The sequence below is a fragment of the Pseudoduganella violaceinigra DSM 15887 genome, assembly GCF_000425385.1.
GTDB lineage: Bacteria > Pseudomonadota > Gammaproteobacteria > Burkholderiales > Burkholderiaceae_D > Rugamonas > Rugamonas violaceinigra.
Window position 1 is genome coordinate 93,798 of record NZ_AUDI01000009.1, and the last position, 17,440, is coordinate 111,237.

Sequence of the window (17,440 nt, forward strand, 5' to 3'; positions counted from 1 at the left end):
CGCTCAGCGTCCTGCCAGTTCGGTCTGGGCGCGGGCGAAATCTTCCGGCACGCCGATGTCGATGAAATGACCGGCCGTGGCGAACAAGTCGAAGGACCGGCGCGCCAGTTCCGGCATCAGGTAGTCGGTCTCCAGCGAAAACGCCTGCTGCAGCGCGAAGCCGTCCAGCTGGCCGCGGTTCAGCACATAGGTGCCGCCGTTGATCAGGCCCGGTCCGCCGGCCCCTTTTTCCGCGAAGCCGGTGACCCGCGCACCGTCGGTTTGCAGGCGGCCGTAGCGCGCCGTGTCGGGCACTTCGCGGCCGACGATGATCGGTTCGCGCCGGCGTTGCCACTGGCTTTCCACCGCATCGATTTCAAGGTCGAGGTAGGTGTCGCCGTTGAACACGAAGACGTGGTCCTGGCGGCACTCGGCCATGGCCAGGCGCACTGCGCCGCCGGTGCCCAGCGGCGCCTCTTCCACCGTATAGACCAGTTCCATGCCGGCGTGGCGGGCGCCGAAATGGCCGCTGATCTTTTCCGCCATATAGCCGAGCGAGAGTACCACGCGCGTGAAACCCTTGGCGGCCAGGGAGCCGAGCAGGATTTCCAGGAAAGGCCGACCGGCGATCGGCGCCATCGGTTTCGGCAGGTCCGGCACGGCTTGCCGCAGGCGGGTGCCGAACCCGCCCGCCAGGATGATGGCTTCCATTACTGCGGTGGCGTAAACAAGGCGTTTTCGATCAGGCCGCACAGGATGTGGCCCAGCACCAGGTGGCCTTCCTGGATTTTCGGCGTGTCGGCCGATGGCACTTCGAAGGTGAAGTCGCACATCGCGCGCATCGGACCGCCGCGATTGCCGGTCAGGCCGATGCAGATCAGGCCGCGGCTGCGCGCTTCGGTCAGCGCCGCCAGGATATTCGGCGATTTGCCGGAAGTTGAATAGGCGATGAAGACGTCGCCCTTGTTGCCGTGCGCCTGCACCTGGCGCGAGAACAGCTTTTCGTAGCCGTAGTCGTTGCCGATGGCCGTCAGGATCGAGGTGTCGGTGGTCAAGGCGATGGCTGGCAGACCCGGGCGGTCGAAGGCGAAGCGGCTGACGAATTCGCCGGCGATGTGCTGGGCGTCGGCGGCGCTGCCGCCGTTACCGGCCAGCAGCAGCTTGCCGCCGGCCTGCATGCAAGCGATGCAGGCTGCCGCGGCGTCGGCCATGGTGGTGTGCAGGTTCTGGTCGGCCAGCATGGCCGCCATCACGCGCTGCGCTTCGGCGATCTGGGCGTTGATATAGTCTTTCATTAGATTCTCCATGCTTGTGCTGCGTGTTTGGTGAAGTGGCAGTTGCTGACCTGCCCGTCGAATTGTTTCAGGGTGCGTATCACATCCATGCGCTTGTCCGGCGGCACGAAGAACATCATGAAGCCGCCGCCGCCGGCACCGGACACCTTGCCGGCCAGGGCGCCCGCCGCGACCGCGGCGTTGTAGATGTCCTCGATGTGCGAGTTCGACACGGTATTGGCCGAGCGCTTCTTGCTTTCCCAGCCGTCGCGCATGGAGGCCACGATGCCGTCGAAGTCGCCGCGCAGCAGGCATTCCTTCATGATCAGCGCTTCGCGTTTGATGCCGTGCATCGCTTCCATCCGGTCGGCCAGGCCCGCTTCCACATTGCGGCTCTGGTCGGCGATGATCTTGGCCGATTCGCGCGACACGCCGGTGTAGAACAGCACCAGCGACGCTTCCAGTTCGCACAGGATCCACGGCTTGACGCGCAGCGGATTGACCACCGTGCGGTCGGCGTAGAACTCCATGAAGTTGAAGCCGCCGAACGTGGCCGAATACTGGTCCTGGCGTCCGCCCTGCAGGCCGCAGTCGACGCGTTCGATCTTGTACGCCAATTGGGCGATCGTGTAGTCGTCCAGCGGCAGGTTGAGCAGCTCGACGAAGGCGCGGATCATGGTCACCACCAGGGTCGACGACGATCCCAGGCCGGAGCCGGCCGGCGCATCGCAGAACGTGCTCAGTTCCAGCGCGATCGGCACACCGTCGTGGTAGGCGCCGATCATCTCGTTATACACGGCCTTGTGCAGGTCGAGCTGGCCGTTCAGGGCCAGCGGATAGGCCAGCTCCTGGGTAGTCTCGGCCTGCTGGTCGGTCGCCACGAAGCGCAGCAGCGGTTCCTCGAGCGTCTTGATGACCGCATAGGCATAGCGGTCGATGGTGGCGTTCAGTACCTGGCCGCCGTACAGGTCGCAGTACGGGGCGACGTCGGTGCCGCCGCCGGCCAGGCCGAGGCGCAATGGCGCGCGCGCGCGGATCACAGTCATGGTTTGCCTCCTACGTCCAACTTCATCATATAGTTCCTTTCCCGGCCGTAGCCGGGGCATTCATTCCGATCGGCCCGCCGCGTTCACTGGCCGCGGCGGTACATGGTCAGGCGCCGGGCGCCGCGCTGCGGCGCGAAGCCGAGGCCGCCCAGGATGCCGGCCATGACTTTCCACACCGCTTCCGCGCCCCAGGTCTGGTCGGCGAAGGCAATGCCCGCACGGCTCAGCTTATTCCACAGGGCCTCGTCCTGGTACAGCCTGGCGACGGCGGCGGCCAGGCCGGCCGCATCGTCGGCCACCAGCAGCTGCTCGCCGGCCACCAGCGACATGCCCTCGGCCGCCACGGCGGTGGCCACCACCGGCAGGCCGGCCGCCATCGCGGTGCCGATCTTGCCCTTGATGCCGGCGCCGTAGCGCAGCGGCGCCAGCGATACGCGCATCTGGTCCAGCACCGGATCGAGGTCTTCCACGAAGCCGGTGATGAGCACGTCCTCGCCGCCCAGGGCGTGGATCGACGGCGGCGGATTGCTGCCGATCACGTGCAGGCGCACGCCCGGCAGGAGCGGGCGCAGCAAGGGCATGACGTCGTTGACGAAGAATTGCACCGCGTCGACGTTGGGCGCGTGCTGGTAGCCGCCCACGAAGACGATGTCGCGCCGCCCGGCAAAGCCTCGCTGGGTGCCGCGCACATCGACAATCAGCGGGAACAGGCACAGGTTTTCATCAGGCAGCTGCGGCTTGACCAGTTCCAGTTCGGCGGTGCTGTGGATGATGGTGGCGTCCGCCGCGCGCATGGCGGCGAATTCGCGCACCTTCATTTCCGCCGCAGCCTTGCGCTTGGCCTCATCGTTCTGCAATTCCGCTTCGCGCTCCATGCGCAGGAAGTGCAGGTCCATGGTGTGGTACAGCACTTTGGCGTTCGGGCAGTATTGCTGCACCGTCTTGGCGTGGCGCTCGGCCACCACCGGGCGCACCAGCATCACCAGATCGTAACGGGCGCCGCATTCGCGCAGGTGCTGGTCAACCGAGACGCAGTAAGGCGCATACAGTACTTCCACGCCCATGCGCTGCAGGGCCGGGGTGTATTCCGGCATGTAGAGGAAGTTGTCCTCGGCGGCGAAGGTGACCTGGAAGCCCATATCGCGCAGCAGCAGGATGGTATTGAAGGCGGTCACCGAACCGGCGTCCTGGTCGGGCGTCGGGGTGCAGTGGTCCAGCACCAGCACGCGCCAGCGCGCGGCGCGGTCTTTGGCGCGGTCGGCGTCAACGCCGGCGGCCTGGTGGCTGGCCAGGCGCTCCTGCCAGCGCTCGAACAGCTTCTTGCTGTTGCTGACCTGGTAAGCCTTGGCACCCTGGTTCAGGTCGGTACCCGAGGTCACGCCCTCGTAGTGGATGATGGCCGACAGCGGCTGGTAGACGACGCGCTGGCCGCGCGCGCGGATTTTCAGCGCCAGGTCCGAGTCTTCGCAATAGGCCGGCAGATAATGCTCGTCGAAGCCGCCCAGTTCGCGGTACAGCGCGGCCGGCACCATGATCGAGGCGCCCGAGCAGTAATCCACTTCGCGCGCGTAGTTGAACTGCGGCTGCTGCGGGTCTTGCAGGCGGCCGAAGTTCCAGGCGCTGCCGTCCTGCCAGAGGATGCCGCCGGCTTCCTGCAGGCGGCCGTCCGGATACACCAGCTTGGAACCGGCCAGGCCGGTGTCCGGGAAGGCGCTGAAGGTGCGCAGCAGTTCATCGAGCCAGCCCTGGCCCACTTCGGTATCGTTGTTCAAGAAGCACAGGTACTCGCCCTTGGCCGCGGCGGCGCCGGCGTTGCAGGAGCGGATAAAGCCCTGGTTCTGTTCATTGCGCACCAGGCGGATACCGCCCACCTGCTCCAGCATCGCCAGCGAATTATCGGGCGAGCAGTCGTCGACCACGATCACTTCGAACGGCATGCCGGGCAGCTGGCGCTGGATCGACGCCAGGCAGCGCAGGGTGTAGCCGATCTGGCCATACACCGGGATGATCACCGACACCTGGGGCTGCGGCGCCAGCGGCAGGGCAATGGCGGCGGCGTACTGCGCCATCTCGGCGGCGCCAGGCACCGGGGTCGCGACCAGGGCGCTGGGCAAAGCCTGCGCCGGAATCGTGCTGGAATGGCTGCCGGTCGCCAGCAGGACGCGCGGCATCACGCGCGCCAGGAGCTGGCGGTGGGCGGCCTTGGTCTGGTGGCTCAGTGGCAGAGCCTGGTACAGGCGCTTGGCGACGCGCAAGCCGCCCTTGGCGTAGCGCTTGCCCTGGATGCGCGGCATGGAGACCCAGCGGCGCGCCTCGCGCAGCGGCTTGGTCAAGCGCCAGGAGTTGGTCTGGGTGATGGCCAGCATATCGCTCGAGGCCTGCTGCAATTCGCCTTCCAGGCGCTGTGCCCATTGCCCGCGCCGCACAGCTTCCGCATCGAGTTCCTGGCAGCGCCGCTCCAGGCGGAAAATGGCGGCATTGCGCAGCTCGATCTCGTGCAGCAGACCGGCCGTGGAGTGGGACTGGACGAACTGTTCGATGGCGTGTTCGCGTTCTTCCAGGCGCACCGCCTGCGCTTCCTCGAAGCGCTCGTGCTTGGCCAGCTCGGCCTGCAAATGCCGTACCAGGGCGTCGCGCTGGGCCACCTCTTTGTCCAGGTCCTGGGCCCATTTGGCGAAACTGACGTAATGCTTGACCAGGTCGAGCTGGTCCGGCAGCATCAGCGAGGCCGGCAGGCCCGGCAGGCCGGGCTGGGCGCCGCAAATGGCCATGAAGTACACCGGCGCCGTCATCTCGCCCGTCTGCGGCAGGATGTGATGGCCATCGTCGCGCCAGGCATTGAAGGCCGCCTCGCCGCCCTGCAGCGACTGGATCACCGACCCCATCTGGATACGCTGGCCGTAGTACTGCACCGCCGGGAAGCGCGCCTTCAGCAGGGTGTCGAACTCGACAAAATCGAGTTCCTTGACGTGGAATTCGTTGTGCTCGCCGCTCTCCTCGGTATACACCGGACGGTTCGGCGAGGAAATCACGACAAAGCCTTCGGGACGCAGCACGCGGCGGATTTCCGCCAGCATTTCTTCCTGCTCGGCCAGGTGCTCGATGGTTTCAAACGACACCACGACATCGAAGGACGCGTCGGCGAACGGCAGCGCAGTGGCGCTGCCTTGCTGATAGCGCAGATTGTCGCGCAGGCGGTAGGTATTGGCCGCATGCCGCACCGCTTCGGCGGAAATGTCGACGCCGGTCACCGTGGCAGCGCTCTGCGACAGCATGGCCGAACCATAACCCTCGCCGCAGGCGACATCCAGGACAACCTTGCCGGCCACCATCTCAAGAATGGTGGCATAGCGGTGGTAATGCTCAAGGCGGATCTTGCCTTGTTCGGTGGGGATAAAACGCTCGCCGGTAAATTTCATAAACTCTGTTCCGTATGCTCGCCCGCTCGGTTCGCAGGCGATGTAACTTGAATATTGATATCGCGCATCGGCAGCCCGACCAGGCCAAAGCATACCGAGCTGGCATGCACGCGCACGATCAGCGCATCATGCAGCCAATGGTGCTGGACATGGTTTTCCTGGGTGCCTTCGGCAATCGCCGGCGAGATACTGTAGTCGCCGGTCGGCAGCACCGGCATGCGGAAGCTGAAACGGGCCGCCAGTTGCTGCCCCGGCGCCGCCTCGATCGCATTGAACTTATAGGTCAGGAAGGTGTTGTCCGAGAAAATCACCTGTCCCAGCCGGTCCTTGAACTGGAAGCCGATGATGGGCTGATACATCGCATGCAGGGTGGCGCAGCGGATTTCCAGCACCACGTCTTCGCCGCCGACCACCCAGGACAGGGGGGCGCCTTCGGCGTCCAGCAGTCGCACCGAATTGATGATGGCGCCGCCCGCGCCGAAGCCGCCCTCGCCGTCCGACTTGAACTTGAACACTTCGATATCGTTGCGCAGGGTCGAGCCGTTGATCAGGTCGGCGCGCATATCGCGGTATTCAGCCGGCAAGGCGCGCACCGCCTCGGCTGCAACCTGGACCTCGGCCACGCCCTGGATGTCCTGGCTCGATTCATACAGCTTGGCCAGGTATTGCTCGATGACGTTTTTCGGGGTGTCGAGCATGGTCAGGCTGCCGTGCTCGAGCAGCACCGCCTTGTTGCACAGATTGACCACGGCGCCGGTATCGTGGCTGACGAACAGCACGGTGCCGGTTGCCATGAAGCTGCGCAGGAAACGCATGCATTTTTGCGTGAAGAAGGCGTCGCCGACGGCCAGCGCCTCGTCCACCACCAGGATGTCGGCATCGACGTGGGCAATGACGGCAAAGGCCAGGCGCACCATCATGCCGCTGGAATAAGTCTTCACCGGCTGGTCGATGAAGTCGCCGATATCGGCGAATTTTTCGATGTCGGCGAAGCGGGCCGCCGTCTCGGCATGGGTCAGGCCCAGTACGGCGGCGTTCATGTAGACGTTTTCCCGGCCAGTGAATTCCGGGTTGAAACCGGAACCGAGCTCGAGCAGCGCCGCGATGCGGCCATTGGTGACGATGCTGCCGCTGCTGGGGTTCAGCGTGCCGCAAATCATTTGCAGCAGGGTCGACTTGCCGCTGCCGTTACGGCCGATGATGCCGACCGTTTCGCCCTTCCTGACTTCAAAGGAAACATTGTGCACCGCCTGGAACTCGCGGAAATACTGCTTGGCCGGCGCGCCCGCCAGCCTTTGCAGGCGCGGCAGGATGGACTGCTTCAGGCGGTCATGCGGCTGGTCGTAAATCTGGTAGCACTTGCTGAGGTTTTCGATCTTGATCGCGATTTCAGATGACATCGGCGAATCCTTTCCGTGTTTTCTGGAACCAGGCGAACCCCAGCCAGGCAATCAGTGCCGAACCGCACAGGTAAGCGGCGAAGAAGGTCAGGTCCGGTATGCGGCCCCAGAACAGCACATCGCGCGCCTGGCCGATCACCGGCGCCAGCGGGTTGAGCGCCAGCAAATGCTGGTATTTCGGCGGCAGCGTATCGGCCGAGTAAAAGATCGGCGACAGGAACATCAGGGTGGTGGTCAGGATGCCGATGAACTGGGTGGCGTCGCGCAGGTAGACGCCGAGCGAGGCCAGGGCCCAGCTCAGGCCGAGGATGAAGAACGGCAGCGGCAGCACCACCAGCGGCAGCAGCAGCACCGTCGCATGCGGGATGCCGAACAACAGCACGTAGGCCAGCAGCCAGACCAGCAAGCTGATGCAGGCGTGGAAGAGTGCCGAACCGAGCGCCACCCAGGGCAGGATTTCCAGCGGGAACACCACCTTCTTGACGTAGTTGGCGTTGCTCAGGATCAGGGTCGGGGCCCGGTTCACGCATTCGGCAAACAGGTTGAAGATGATCAGGCCGGCGAACAGCACCAGCGCGAATTCCGTCTTGGAATCGCTGCCGCCGCTCCAGCGCGACTTGAAGATCACGCTGAAGACGAAGGTGTACACCGTCAGCATGAACAGCGGATGGAAGAAGGACCACAGGATGCCGAACACGGAACCGCGGTAGCGCCCGATCACTTCGCGCTCGACCAGGGCCTTGATCAGGCCGCGGTTGCGCCAGGAGGTGGCGAGCAATTCGCGGGGGGCGATGGAAAATTGCTGCATCAGGCAAATACCTCCGCGTTGCGCAGCAGCACGCCCTGGGCGTCCTTGGCCGACAGCGCCGGGCTGCCGTCGAAGTGCCAGTCGATCGCCAGCGCCGGATCGTTCCAGGCGATGCTGCGCTCGTGCTGCGGGGCGTAGTAATCGGTGGTCTTGTACAGGAACTCGGCGCTGTCGCTGAGCACGACAAACCCGTGGGCGAAGCCTTCCGGCACCCACAGCTGGCGCTTGTTGTCGGCGCTCAGGATTTCCCCGACCCATTGGCCGAAGGTCGGCGAGCTCTTGCGCAGGTCGACGGCGACGTCGAACACGGCGCCCGCCACCACCCGCACCAGCTTGCCCTGCGGCTGCTGGATCTGGTAGTGCAGGCCGCGCAGCACGCCCTTGGCCGAGCGCGAATGGTTATCCTGGACAAAGTTGACGCGGCGCCCGACCGCCTCATCGAAGCGGGCCTGGTGGAAGCTTTCATAGAAAAAACCGCGCTCGTCGCCGAACACCTTGGGTTCGAGCAGGACGACGTCGGGGATGCTCAAGCGGGTGGCGTTCATCAGTACACCGTCTCTTTCAGTAAGCGCAGCAGGTATTGGCCGTAGCCGTTCTTGGCCAGCGGGCGCGCCAGCTGTTCCAGCTGCGCGGCATCGATCCAGCGCTGGCGGAAGGCGATTTCCTCGGGACAGGCCACCTTCAGGCCCTGGCGGTTTTCCAGGGTGGCGATGAACTGGCTGGCTTCCAGCAGCGATTCGTGGGTGCCGGTGTCCAGCCAGGCGTAGCCGCGCCCCATGATTTCCACATTCAGCTTGCCCTGCTCCAGGTACAGGCGGTTCAGGTCGGTGATTTCCAGCTCGCCGCGCGCCGACGGTTTCAGGCGCTGGGCCAGCTCGACCACCTGCTGGTCGTAGAAGTACAGGCCGGTGACCGCGTAATGGGACTTCGGCTGGGCCGGTTTTTCCTCGAGCGAGAGCACGCGCCGCTGGGCGTCGAATTCGGCCACGCCATAGCGTTCCGGGTCGTGCACATGGTAGGCGAACACGCTGGCGCCGTCGCTGCGCGCCATGGCATTGGCCAGCAGGTCGTGGAAGTCGTGGCCGTAGAAGATGTTATCGCCGAGCACCAGGGCCGACAGGTCGTCGCCGATGAAGCGCTCGCCGATCAGGAAGGCCTGGGCCAGGCCGTCGGGCGAATCCTGGACCGCGTATTCCAGGTTCAAGCCCCACTGCGCGCCGCTGCCCAGCAGCTGCTGGAAGCGCGGCGTGTCTTGCGGCGTCGAGATGATCAGGATCTCGCGGATGCCGGCCAGCATCAGGGTGCTGAGCGGATAGTAGATCATCGGCTTGTCGAACACCGGCAGCAGCTGCTTGCTGATGGCCAGGGTGGCGGGATGGAGCCGCGTGCCGGAGCCTCCGGCCAGAATAATGCCTTTGCGTTTCATGCGGGATTCCATTCAGGACAATTGATCGATCAGGCGGTCGACGTGGATTTTCCAGTCCGGCAGCTGCAGCCCGAGGGCGGCGGCCAGCTTGCTGGTGTCGAGGCGGGAATTCTTCGGCCGTTTGGCCGGCAGCGGGTAGGCTTCGGTGGCGATCGGGCAAATCCGCGCCGGGTCGACCTGGAAGGCCGCGCCGCGCGCCTGGGCGCGTGCGATGGCGTAGCTGGCCAGGCCGTGCCAGCTGGTGGCGCCGGCAGCGGTCAGGTGGTAGATGCCGTCGGCCAGGGCGCCGCGGCGGTAGGCGGCCAGGGCCAGGGCGCTGACATCGGCGATCAGCTCGGCCGAGGTGGGAGCACCGAACTGGTCGGCGACCACGTTCAGGCTGTCGCGCTCGCCGGCCAGGCGCAGCATGGTCTTGATGAAGTTGCCGCCATGGGCCGAGAACACCCAGCTGGTGCGGAACACCAGGGCCTTGCAGCCGCTGGCGGCGATGGCTTCTTCGCCGGCGCGCTTGCTGCGGCCGTAGGCGCTTTGCGGCGCGGTGGCGTCGCCCTCCACATAGGGCGCGTCCTTGGTCCCGTCGAAGACATAATCGGTGGAATAATGCAGCAGCAGGGCGCCGCTGGCGCGCGCGTACTCGGCCATCGCGCCGACGGCGCTGGCATTCACGGCCTGCGCGCCGGCTTCGTCGGCTTCGGCCCGGTCCACCGCCGTGTAGGCGGAGGCGTTGACCACCACGTCGGCCGCGTGCTGCGCCAGCGCGGCACGGACGGCGGCCAGGTCGCCCAGGTCGAGCTCGGCGCGCCCCAGGGCCACCAGCTCGCCCAGCGGCAGCAGGGTGCGCTGCAGCTCCTGCCCGACCTGGCCGTTTTTACCGATCAGCAGGATTTTCATGCGTACTGCTGCTCCACCCAGTTGCGGTAATTGCCGCTGGTGACGTTCTGCACCCAGCCCTGGTGGTCCAGGTACCACTGCACGGTCTTGCGGATGCCGGTTTCGAACGTCTCGGCCGGCTTCCAGCCCAGTTCGCGCTCGAGCTTGCCGGCGTCGATGGCGTAGCGCTTGTCGTGGCCGGGACGGTCCTTGACGAAGGTGATCTGGGTCCGGTACGACTGGGCGTCGGCGCGCGGCTGCAGCTCGTCGAGGATGGCGCACAGGGTGTGCACCACGTCCAGGTTGGCCTTTTCATTCCAGCCGCCCACGTTATACGTTTCGCCCAGCCGGCCGGCGTCGAGCACGCGGCGGATGGCGCTGCAGTGGTCCTTGACGTACAGCCAGTCGCGGATCTGCTGGCCGTCGCCGTAGATCGGCAGGGCCTTGCCCGCCAGGGCATTGTGGATGACCAGCGGGATCAGCTTTTCCGGGAAATGGTAAGGGCCGTAATTGTTCGAGCAATTGGTGGTCAGCACCGGCAGGCCGTAGGTGTGGTGGTAGGCGCGCACCAGGTGGTCGCTGGCGGCCTTGCTGGCCGAATACGGGCTGTTCGGTTCGTAGCGGTGCTGCTCGGTGAAGGCCGGCGCCTCCGCGTCCAGCGAACCGTAGACTTCGTCGGTCGACACGTGCAGCAGGCGGAACGCGGCCTGCGCCGCCGCGTCCAGGCCGTTCCAGTAGGCGCGCACCGCTTCCAGCAGATTGAAGGTGCCGACGATATTGGTCTGGATGAAGGCGGCCGGGCCGTGGATCGAACGGTCGACATGGCTCTCGGCGGCGAAATTGAGCACCGCGCGCGGCTGGTGCTCAGCCAGCAGGGACGCCACCAGGGCGCCGTCGGCGATATCGCCGTGCACGAACACATGGCGCGCGTCGCCGTCCAGGCTGCGCAGGGTGTCCAGGTTGCCCGCGTAGGTCAGGCTGTCGAGATTGACGATTTTCTCATCGGACTGGGCCAGCCAGTCCAGCACGAAATTGCCGCCGATAAAACCCGCGCCGCCGGTTACCAGAATAGTCATAGTGTCAGATCTTCTTAAAAATGGCCGCCGCCACCAGGCCCAGGTTGCCCAGCAGGGTTTGGCGGTAAATGCCGGATTTCTTCAGGCCGATCAGGCGCGGCAGCAGCGAGCGCTTGCGGGCCCGTTCCAGCAGCTCCAGGGTGCGCCGGCTGTCCGGCGTCAGGTGCGGGTGAAGGCGCTTGAGCGCCACCAGGTGGCGGTCGTTCCAGGCGCGGAACTGGCCTTCCCACAGCATGCGGATGCGCACCCGGCGCGCCGCCCAGTCCGAGTTCATGCCCACCACGTTGCCGCCGTGCTGGCGGTAGCGCAGCGAAGGATAGTGGTCGTACTTGACCTGGCCGCCGCAGCCGGTCACCACCATATAGGCCCAGCTGTCATGCGAGACCACCTTGACGTTTTCGCCCGCCTCGCGCAACAGCTGGCGCGCCGCTTCATTGAACACCATGGTGTTGCCGCCGCCGATATTCTGCATCAGGGCATTGGCGAAGCTGGGCGGCTTGGCAAACAGCGGCGACAGGCCGATGTCGCGGTTTTCGGCATCCACCAGGCGGGTGCGCGAGCAGTACAGGGCCGGCACCCCTTGCGGGATGCTGCGCAGCCAGTCCATGGCCCGCTCCAGCTTGTCGTCTTCCCAGATATCGTCCTGGTCCGAATAGGCGTAGAAGTCGGCCTGGATATCGGCCTTGCAGGTCAGGGACAGGAAGTTGGAGACAAAGCCTTCGGCCGGGCCGTTATGCACGGAAATACGGTGCGCGCCCCACTTGGCGCGATAGCGCTCGAGAATCGCGTGCGTGTCATCCTCCGAACCATCGTCGGATGCCCATATTTCCCAATTCGTATAGGTCTGCCGCTCGATCGAATCGAGCTGTTCCGCCAAATAGTGCTGACCGTGGTAAGTACAGAGCAGAATCGCCACTTTTGGCAAAGCATCGTTCACTTGCATATTCAAAACGCCTTATCGTTTGGTGCAGTCATGCCGACCAAACCTGTTACTTTTGCCAAATAAATAATTATGGTTAACGCCAAATGGCCCTCGCGGGCCTTTTGTCACCATCACCGGTCGCAGGTGCGCCAGCCTTCCGGCCAGGCGCGGACATTCTGCCCGCATACACAAAAATTGGCCAACATTCTAACATCTCGTCACAACCTTATCCATTTAGGCGTAACCCTCGGGATTCTGCCTTTGCCAATTCCAATGGTCGCGGCACATGGCGGCAAGATCGCGCTGCGCCTTCCATCCCAGTTGCTGCTCGGCCTGCGCCGGATCGGCGTAGCAGGCGGCCACGTCGCCGGCGCGGCGCGGCGACAGGCGGTAGGGAATACGGATCCCGCTGGCGCGTTCAAACGCCTGGACCACGTCCAGCACGCTGTAACCGATGCCGGTGCCCAGGTTGATGGCGCTGCACTGGGGCGTGCCGAGCCGCTCCAGCGCCTTCAGGTGGCCCAGCGCCAGGTCCACCACATGGATGTAGTCGCGCACCCCGGTGCCGTCCGGGGTCGGGTAGTCGCTGCCCCAGATATGCAGGAACTCGCGCCGCTGCACGGCAACCTGGGCCACAAAAGGCATCAGGTTATTCGGGATGCCCAGCGGGTTTTCGCCGATCAGGCCGCTCTCATGCGCGCCCACCGGATTGAAGTAGCGCAGGATGGCGATGCCCCAGGCCGGATCGGCACGGTAGAGGTCGCGCAGCATCTCTTCAATGATGAGCTTGCTGCGCCCATACGGGTTGGTCGCCGACAGGGGATGGTCCTCGCGCAAGGGCAGGCGCTGCGGCTCGCCGTAGACCGTCGCCGAGGAACTGAACACCAGCGTGCGCACGCCGCAAGCCTGCATCGCCGCCAGCAGGCGCAGGGTGCCGACCACATTATTGTCGTAATAGGCCAGCGGCTGTTCGACCGATTCGCCGACCGCTTTCAAGCCGGCAAAGTGGATCACGGCTGCGCAGCGGTACTGGCGCAGCACGCTTTCGATGGCGGCCTGGTCGCGGATGTCGCCTTCGACCAGCACGGCAGAGCGCCCGGCAATCTGCGCCACGCGCGCCAGGGCCGCCGGCTGGCTGTTGCTGAAATTGTCGAACACCACAACGTCATGCCCGGCCGCCAGTAATTCGACGCAAGTGTGCGATCCAATATAGCCGGCGCCGCCTGTTACGAGAATCTTCATGCGCATCCTTTTCTGAATAACAGTCCGGTCGTGATTGCGCCTGGCTCCCGGCGCACGCCGCGCGATTACATCGCACCACCCGGGTCTAAGATGCCAGATTATTATTCTTGCCGGCGCGGCAATATGAATTGGGCGTTGATCCGGCAAAGCAAGAGATGATAACTCAGCGCGGCAGCGATGCCGCGCCGCGCTGTCCAGCAAGGGCGGCGGCGGTGGGCCAGCGGTTCAGGGAAGGATGGGGGCCGGGCGGCCCCGGGGGCGGCGGGAAGGCGGTCGGGCTGTTCACGGGGCATCTCCGCTAAAAAGATGCCATTTTAACCATATTTCAGGCGTTTAGCACCGCCGTGCTGTCAGTCGAGGAAGTCGCCGTATTCGCGCTGCGCGTAGCCCTTGGTCTGCTGCCAGGGCAGCGCAGTGGCCAGGTTGGCCTGGGCTTGCACTTCGACGCGGTGAAAGGTGGTGGCGGCCAGGTCGCCGCTTTCGATCCGCAGCGGGATCTGGCGCTGCTCATCCCACAGCACGCGGCGGAAGGAGCCGTTGCGCTGCTGTTCGCGCCAGCGTGCGCCGGCCACGGCCGACGGCCGCTGCGACAGCGGCATGGCTTGCACCAGTTTCGGGTCGAACAGGTAATAGGCATTGGTCCAGGAACCGTCGAAGTCGACATTGCCGTATTCGCCGGGCGGCACGGCGATCACTTCCTTGTTGCGGGCGTCCACGTATTCCAGGCGCGTCTTGTCGCCGTCCTGCTGCACGTGGCGCGGCAGCAGCACTGGATTGAAATGCTTGTGCACGCTGTGTTCATGCTCGGCGGCCGGCGCCTGCTGCGGCAGCACGCGCATGACCCATACATGGCCGGGACGGCGCAGCATGGTTTCGGCATAGCGCACTTCGCGCGTGACGCCTTCCGGGCTGACGGCCTTGCTGTAGTACTCGACGCGCAGGTCGAGCGGCGGGGCGCTGGTGGCGGCTTGGGTTGTGGGGGCGGCGAGCGCCAGGGCGAGGACTAGGGTGCGCAGGAGCATGCTTGTTGGAACCGGTAAACCGGGGGCCGGCCCGCGGGCCGCCCCCGTACTTCTTTAGAAGCCGAAGGCGGACTTCAGCAGGGTGAACACCTTGGTGTTGTCGATGGTGCCCTTGAAGGACTTGGCGCCGGCGCCGGTGGCGAACAGCTTGACGTCGCCGCCGCCGTGGGTTTCGCTGGACAGGCGCACGCCGGTTTCCTGCAGGTAGTCGTTGCCCAGCGCGGTGGCGCTGTCGACGCTGGTGCGCAGGGCTGGGCGGTTCGGGCCATTGCCGAACACCAGGGTGGTGTAGGTGTTGCCGTCGGCATCCTTGCTCGGCTGGCCGCTCTTGTAGTCGCGGTTGATGTCCAGGATCGGGTTGCCGCGCTTGCCGTAGCCGTTGAAGGCCAAGGTGTGGTCATGGTCGGCGGTGACCACGATCAGGGTGTTGGCCAGGGTCGGGTCGCTCAGCCTGGCCTTGTCCAGCGCGGCCTTGATGGCGTCGTCGAAGGCGATGGTATCGGTCAGCGCGCGCTTGGCATTGGTACCGTGCAGGGCGTGGTCGATACGGCCGCCTTCCACCATCAGGAAGTAGCCATTGCCGTTCTGCGACAGCAAGTCCATGGCCTTGACGGTCATCTCGGCCAGGCTGGGCTGGTTGGCGCCCTCGCCGACCGGCGGCGTGGCGCTGCGGTCCAGCTCATACTCCAGGTGGCTCTTGCTGCTGTAGATGCCGATGAACTTCTTGCCGTTCGGCGCCGCATTCATTTCCGCCTTGGTGGCGGCCACGGTGTACCCCTTGGCGGCCAGTTCGGCCAGCAGGTCGCGGCCGTCGGCGCGGCCGGACTTGTTGCTGCTGGCATTGTACGGGGTGAAGTGGTTGCGGCCGCCGCCCATCAGGACGTCGACGCCGTCGCCCAGCGCGCTGTTGTAGCCGGCGCCGCCCGGCACCGCCTGGGCCGCGATGGCATACTGCGCATTGCGGTTGCAGATATGCGCATAGGTCGCGGCCGGGGTGGCGTGGGTCAGTTCGGTGGTGGTGATCGAGCCGACCGCCTTGCCCTTGGCCTTGGCCAGTTCCAGGATGGTGGCAACCGCCTTGCCGTTGCCGGCGGCGCAGTTGTCGATGGTCAGGTTGCCGTTGGCGTCCTTGGACGGCGAGGTCGCCACGGTGTCGGAAGACATGGAGATGACTTCATTGGCCATCTTCACGCCAGTCATGTAGGCCGCCATCGACGGCGCGCTGTCGGTGGTCTGGGCATCGTAGGAGTAGGTCTTGACGCGCGCGGTGCGCTCCAGCTTGTCCATGTTCAGGCTGCCGTCTTCGCCGACTTTGTAGATGCGCGACGCGGTGATGGTGGACGGGCCCATGCCGTCGCCCAGGAAGAAGATGATGTTCTTGGCTTCGCCAGCCGCGTTGGCGACGTTGGCCACGTTGAAAAATGCCAGCGCCAGTGCTCCGGCAATCATAGTGTGCTTCATATGCGGTTCCAGTTCTTAGTATGTGATCACAGTCCGGCGGCGGCCTTCACCAGGGCGTTGACCCGGGTGTTGTCGATGGTGCCGTTGAAGGTGTCGGCGCCCTTGCCGATTGCGCCCAGGAACACGTCGGTGCCGCCGTGGGTCTCGTTGCCGGCGCTGACGCGTACCACGGCTTCCTGGTGGTAGGTGTTGGCGCCGGTGACGCTGTCGTCCAGGCTGGCCATCGCCGCGCGGCTGCTCTGGGTGCGGTTCTCGCCGTTACCGAAGCCGATGATGGAGTACGGTGCGCCGTCGTTGTCCTTGGTCACGGCGCCGGTGACGTAATCCTTGACCACGCCCAGCACGCCGGCGTTGGACGCGGTGGTCTTGCCGGTGCGCTTGGCGTAGCCGTTCAGCACCAGGGTGTGGTCGTGGTCGGCGGTCACCACGATCAGGGTGTTCTTCAGTTCAGGATCGGTGCTGCGCGCCTTGGCCAGGGCGGCCTTGATCGCATTGTCGAAAGCGGCGGTGTCCTGCAGTGCTTTCTTGGCGGTGGTTTCGTGCAGCGCATGGTCGATGCGGCCGCCTTCCACCATCAGGAAGTAGCCCTTGCTGTTCTTGGCCAGCACATCCATCGCCTTGGTGGTCATCTCGGCCAGGCTGGGTTCCTTGGCCGGGTCGCGGTCCAGGTCGTAGCTCATATGGCCGGAGGTGAACAGGCCCAGCAGGCGGTCGGTCTTGCTGGCGTCGATGGCGTTGAATTCGGCCGCGTTGCTGGCGTAGGCGTAGTTCTTGGCCTTCATTTCAGCGATCAGGTCGCGTCCGTCGGCGCGCTTGCCGCCGTCCTTGCTGCTTTGGAAGAACTGGCGGCCGCCGCCCATCAGCACGTCCAGGCCGTTGGCGCCCAGCGCGCTGTTGTAGCCGGTGCCGCCCGGCACCGCCTGCGCGGCGATATCGTTTTCCAGGTCGCGGTGGCAGACGTGGGAATAGGTCGCGGCCGGGGTGGCGTGGGTGACGCGGGTGGTCGTCACCACGCCGGTCGACAGGCCCTTGGCCTTGGCCTGCTCGATCAGGGTCGGCACCGGCTTGCCGTTGGCGGCGCCGCAGTTGTTACCCAGCTTGTTGCCGTTGGCATCGGCCACCGGATCGATGGCCTGGGTCTCGGTCGACATCGAAATGACTTCATTGTTCATCTTCACGCCGGTCATGTAGGCCGACATCGACGGCGCGCTGTCGGTAACCTGGGCGTCGTTGGAGAAGGTCTTGACGAAAGCGGTCTCCGGCAGCGTGTCCATGGTCAGCTCGCCGTCCTCGCCGACGGCGTAGATGCGCGCCGCCGTCATGGTGGTCATGCCCATGCCGTCGCCGAGGAAGAAGATGACATTGGTCGGCGGCGTGGCGGGGGTCTGGCCGTTTTCGGCGGACGTGTTGGTGCCGCTCTGGCTGCATCCGGCCAGCAAAGTGGCGACTGCAACGCTGATGGCCGTGAACAGGGAGGCTTTGCGTTTCATGTGGT

At 65.2% G+C, this 17,440-nt stretch carries 16 protein-coding genes; all 16 read right to left on the reverse strand.

From position 1 onward, the window contains the following. Nucleotides 1-3: 3 nt before the first annotated feature. The 16 genes from H597_RS0106735 to H597_RS0106805 all read right to left on the reverse strand — a co-directional run bounded on the left by H597_RS0106735 (nucleotide 4) and on the right by H597_RS0106805 (nucleotide 17,435). A complete protein-coding gene (locus H597_RS0106735) occupies nucleotides 4-690 on the reverse strand; it encodes a nucleotidyltransferase family protein (protein WP_028101454.1) in 687 nt (228 codons plus the stop codon). Then, the gene (locus H597_RS0106740; RefSeq protein WP_028101455.1) at nucleotides 690-1,286 is read right to left on the reverse strand and encodes a D-sedoheptulose 7-phosphate isomerase; all 597 of its coding nucleotides are present in this window, start codon (nucleotides 1,284-1,286) and stop codon (nucleotides 690-692) included. Before H597_RS0106740 ends, H597_RS0106735 begins: the two co-directional genes overlap by 1 nt. Next, the gene (locus H597_RS0106745; protein WP_028101456.1) at nucleotides 1,274-2,299 is read right to left on the reverse strand and encodes a GHMP family kinase ATP-binding protein; all 1,026 of its coding nucleotides are present in this window, start codon (nucleotides 2,297-2,299) and stop codon (nucleotides 1,274-1,276) included. The genes H597_RS0106740 and H597_RS0106745 overlap by 13 nt, the downstream gene beginning before the upstream one ends. Nucleotides 2,300-2,382: 83 nt before the next feature. Continuing rightward, on the reverse strand, nucleotides 2,383-5,718 hold the full coding sequence (locus H597_RS30030) for a glycosyltransferase (RefSeq protein WP_051293598.1): 3,336 nt from the start codon (nucleotides 5,716-5,718) through the stop codon (nucleotides 2,383-2,385). Then, nucleotides 5,715-7,118 (reverse strand): ABC transporter ATP-binding protein, encoded by a 1,404-nt coding sequence (locus tag H597_RS30035; RefSeq protein ID WP_051293599.1) that lies wholly within the window; start codon nucleotides 7,116-7,118, stop codon nucleotides 5,715-5,717. The genes H597_RS30030 and H597_RS30035 overlap by 4 nt, the downstream gene beginning before the upstream one ends. Continuing rightward, a complete protein-coding gene (locus H597_RS0106760; protein WP_028101457.1) occupies nucleotides 7,108-7,926 on the reverse strand; it encodes an ABC transporter permease in 819 nt (272 codons plus the stop codon). The genes H597_RS30035 and H597_RS0106760 overlap by 11 nt, the downstream gene beginning before the upstream one ends. Continuing rightward, nucleotides 7,926-8,471 (reverse strand): dTDP-4-dehydrorhamnose 3,5-epimerase, encoded by a 546-nt coding sequence (gene rfbC, locus H597_RS0106765; protein WP_028101458.1) that lies wholly within the window; start codon nucleotides 8,469-8,471, stop codon nucleotides 7,926-7,928. The genes H597_RS0106760 and rfbC overlap by 1 nt, the downstream gene beginning before the upstream one ends. Then, complete coding sequence (gene rfbA / locus H597_RS0106770) at nucleotides 8,471-9,352, reverse strand: glucose-1-phosphate thymidylyltransferase RfbA (protein WP_028101459.1); 882 nt, start codon at nucleotides 9,350-9,352, stop codon at nucleotides 8,471-8,473. Before rfbA ends, rfbC begins: the two co-directional genes overlap by 1 nt. A 12-nt stretch (nucleotides 9,353-9,364) precedes the next feature. Continuing rightward, entirely contained in the window at nucleotides 9,365-10,243 is an 879-nt protein-coding gene (gene rfbD / locus H597_RS0106775; RefSeq protein ID WP_028101460.1) for a dTDP-4-dehydrorhamnose reductase, read from the reverse strand. Further along, on the reverse strand, nucleotides 10,240-11,298 hold the full coding sequence (rfbB, locus tag H597_RS0106780; protein ID WP_028101461.1) for a dTDP-glucose 4,6-dehydratase: 1,059 nt from the start codon (nucleotides 11,296-11,298) through the stop codon (nucleotides 10,240-10,242). Before rfbB ends, rfbD begins: the two co-directional genes overlap by 4 nt. A 4-nt stretch (nucleotides 11,299-11,302) precedes the next feature. Next, a complete protein-coding gene (locus H597_RS0106785; RefSeq protein WP_035373352.1) occupies nucleotides 11,303-12,241 on the reverse strand; it encodes a glycosyltransferase family 2 protein in 939 nt (312 codons plus the stop codon). A 213-nt stretch (nucleotides 12,242-12,454) separates the two neighbouring features. Beyond that, nucleotides 12,455-13,462, reverse strand: coding sequence for a UDP-glucose 4-epimerase GalE (gene galE, locus H597_RS0106790; RefSeq protein WP_028101463.1), 1,008 nt, complete (start codon nucleotides 13,460-13,462; stop codon nucleotides 12,455-12,457). Between the two features lie 163 nt (nucleotides 13,463-13,625). Beyond that, entirely contained in the window at nucleotides 13,626-13,748 is a 123-nt protein-coding gene (locus H597_RS36075; RefSeq protein ID WP_267871882.1) for a hypothetical protein, read from the reverse strand. A 64-nt stretch (nucleotides 13,749-13,812) separates the two neighbouring features. Next, entirely contained in the window at nucleotides 13,813-14,484 is a 672-nt protein-coding gene (locus tag H597_RS0106795) for a hypothetical protein (protein WP_028101464.1), read from the reverse strand. 54 nt (nucleotides 14,485-14,538) lie between these two features. After that, nucleotides 14,539-15,945 (reverse strand): alkaline phosphatase, encoded by a 1,407-nt coding sequence (locus H597_RS0106800; protein WP_028101465.1) that lies wholly within the window; start codon nucleotides 15,943-15,945, stop codon nucleotides 14,539-14,541. 26 nt (nucleotides 15,946-15,971) lie between these two features. Beyond that, nucleotides 15,972-17,435: an alkaline phosphatase gene (locus tag H597_RS0106805; RefSeq protein ID WP_035373355.1), complete on the reverse strand. Its 1,464-nt coding sequence runs from the start codon at nucleotides 17,433-17,435 to the stop codon at nucleotides 15,972-15,974. Nucleotides 17,436-17,440 lie beyond the last annotated feature (5 nt).

Bases quoted from the DNA above. Each gene is read 5' to 3' on its own strand.
- H597_RS30035 (WP_051293599.1), bottom strand. From the start codon at position 7,118: ATGTCATCTGAAATCGCGATCAAGATCGAAAACCTCAGCAAGTGCTAC.
- H597_RS0106805 (WP_035373355.1), bottom strand. From the start codon at position 17,435: ATGAAACGCAAAGCCTCCCTGTTCACGGCCATCAGCGTTGCAGTCGCC.
- H597_RS30030 (WP_051293598.1), bottom strand. From the start codon at position 5,718: ATGAAATTTACCGGCGAGCGTTTTATCCCCACCGAACAAGGCAAGATC.
- H597_RS0106745 (WP_028101456.1), bottom strand. From the start codon at position 2,299: ATGACTGTGATCCGCGCGCGCGCGCCATTGCGCCTCGGCCTGGCCGGC.
- H597_RS0106740 (WP_028101455.1), bottom strand. From the start codon at position 1,286: ATGGAGAATCTAATGAAAGACTATATCAACGCCCAGATCGCCGAAGCG.
- rfbD (WP_028101460.1), bottom strand. From the start codon at position 10,243: ATGAAAATCCTGCTGATCGGTAAAAACGGCCAGGTCGGGCAGGAGCTG.
- H597_RS0106735 (WP_028101454.1), bottom strand. From the start codon at position 690: ATGGAAGCCATCATCCTGGCGGGCGGGTTCGGCACCCGCCTGCGGCAA.
- galE (WP_028101463.1), bottom strand. From the start codon at position 13,462: ATGAAGATTCTCGTAACAGGCGGCGCCGGCTATATTGGATCGCACACT.
- rfbC (WP_028101458.1), bottom strand. From the start codon at position 8,471: ATGAACGCCACCCGCTTGAGCATCCCCGACGTCGTCCTGCTCGAACCC.
- rfbA (WP_028101459.1), bottom strand. From the start codon at position 9,352: ATGAAACGCAAAGGCATTATTCTGGCCGGAGGCTCCGGCACGCGGCTC.
- H597_RS0106800 (WP_028101465.1), bottom strand. From the start codon at position 15,945: ATGAAGCACACTATGATTGCCGGAGCACTGGCGCTGGCATTTTTCAAC.
- H597_RS0106785 (WP_035373352.1), bottom strand. From the start codon at position 12,241: ATGCAAGTGAACGATGCTTTGCCAAAAGTGGCGATTCTGCTCTGTACT.
- H597_RS0106795 (WP_028101464.1), bottom strand. From the start codon at position 14,484: ATGCTCCTGCGCACCCTAGTCCTCGCCCTGGCGCTCGCCGCCCCCACA.
- H597_RS0106760 (WP_028101457.1), bottom strand. From the start codon at position 7,926: ATGCAGCAATTTTCCATCGCCCCCCGCGAATTGCTCGCCACCTCCTGG.
- rfbB (WP_028101461.1), bottom strand. From the start codon at position 11,298: ATGACTATTCTGGTAACCGGCGGCGCGGGTTTTATCGGCGGCAATTTC.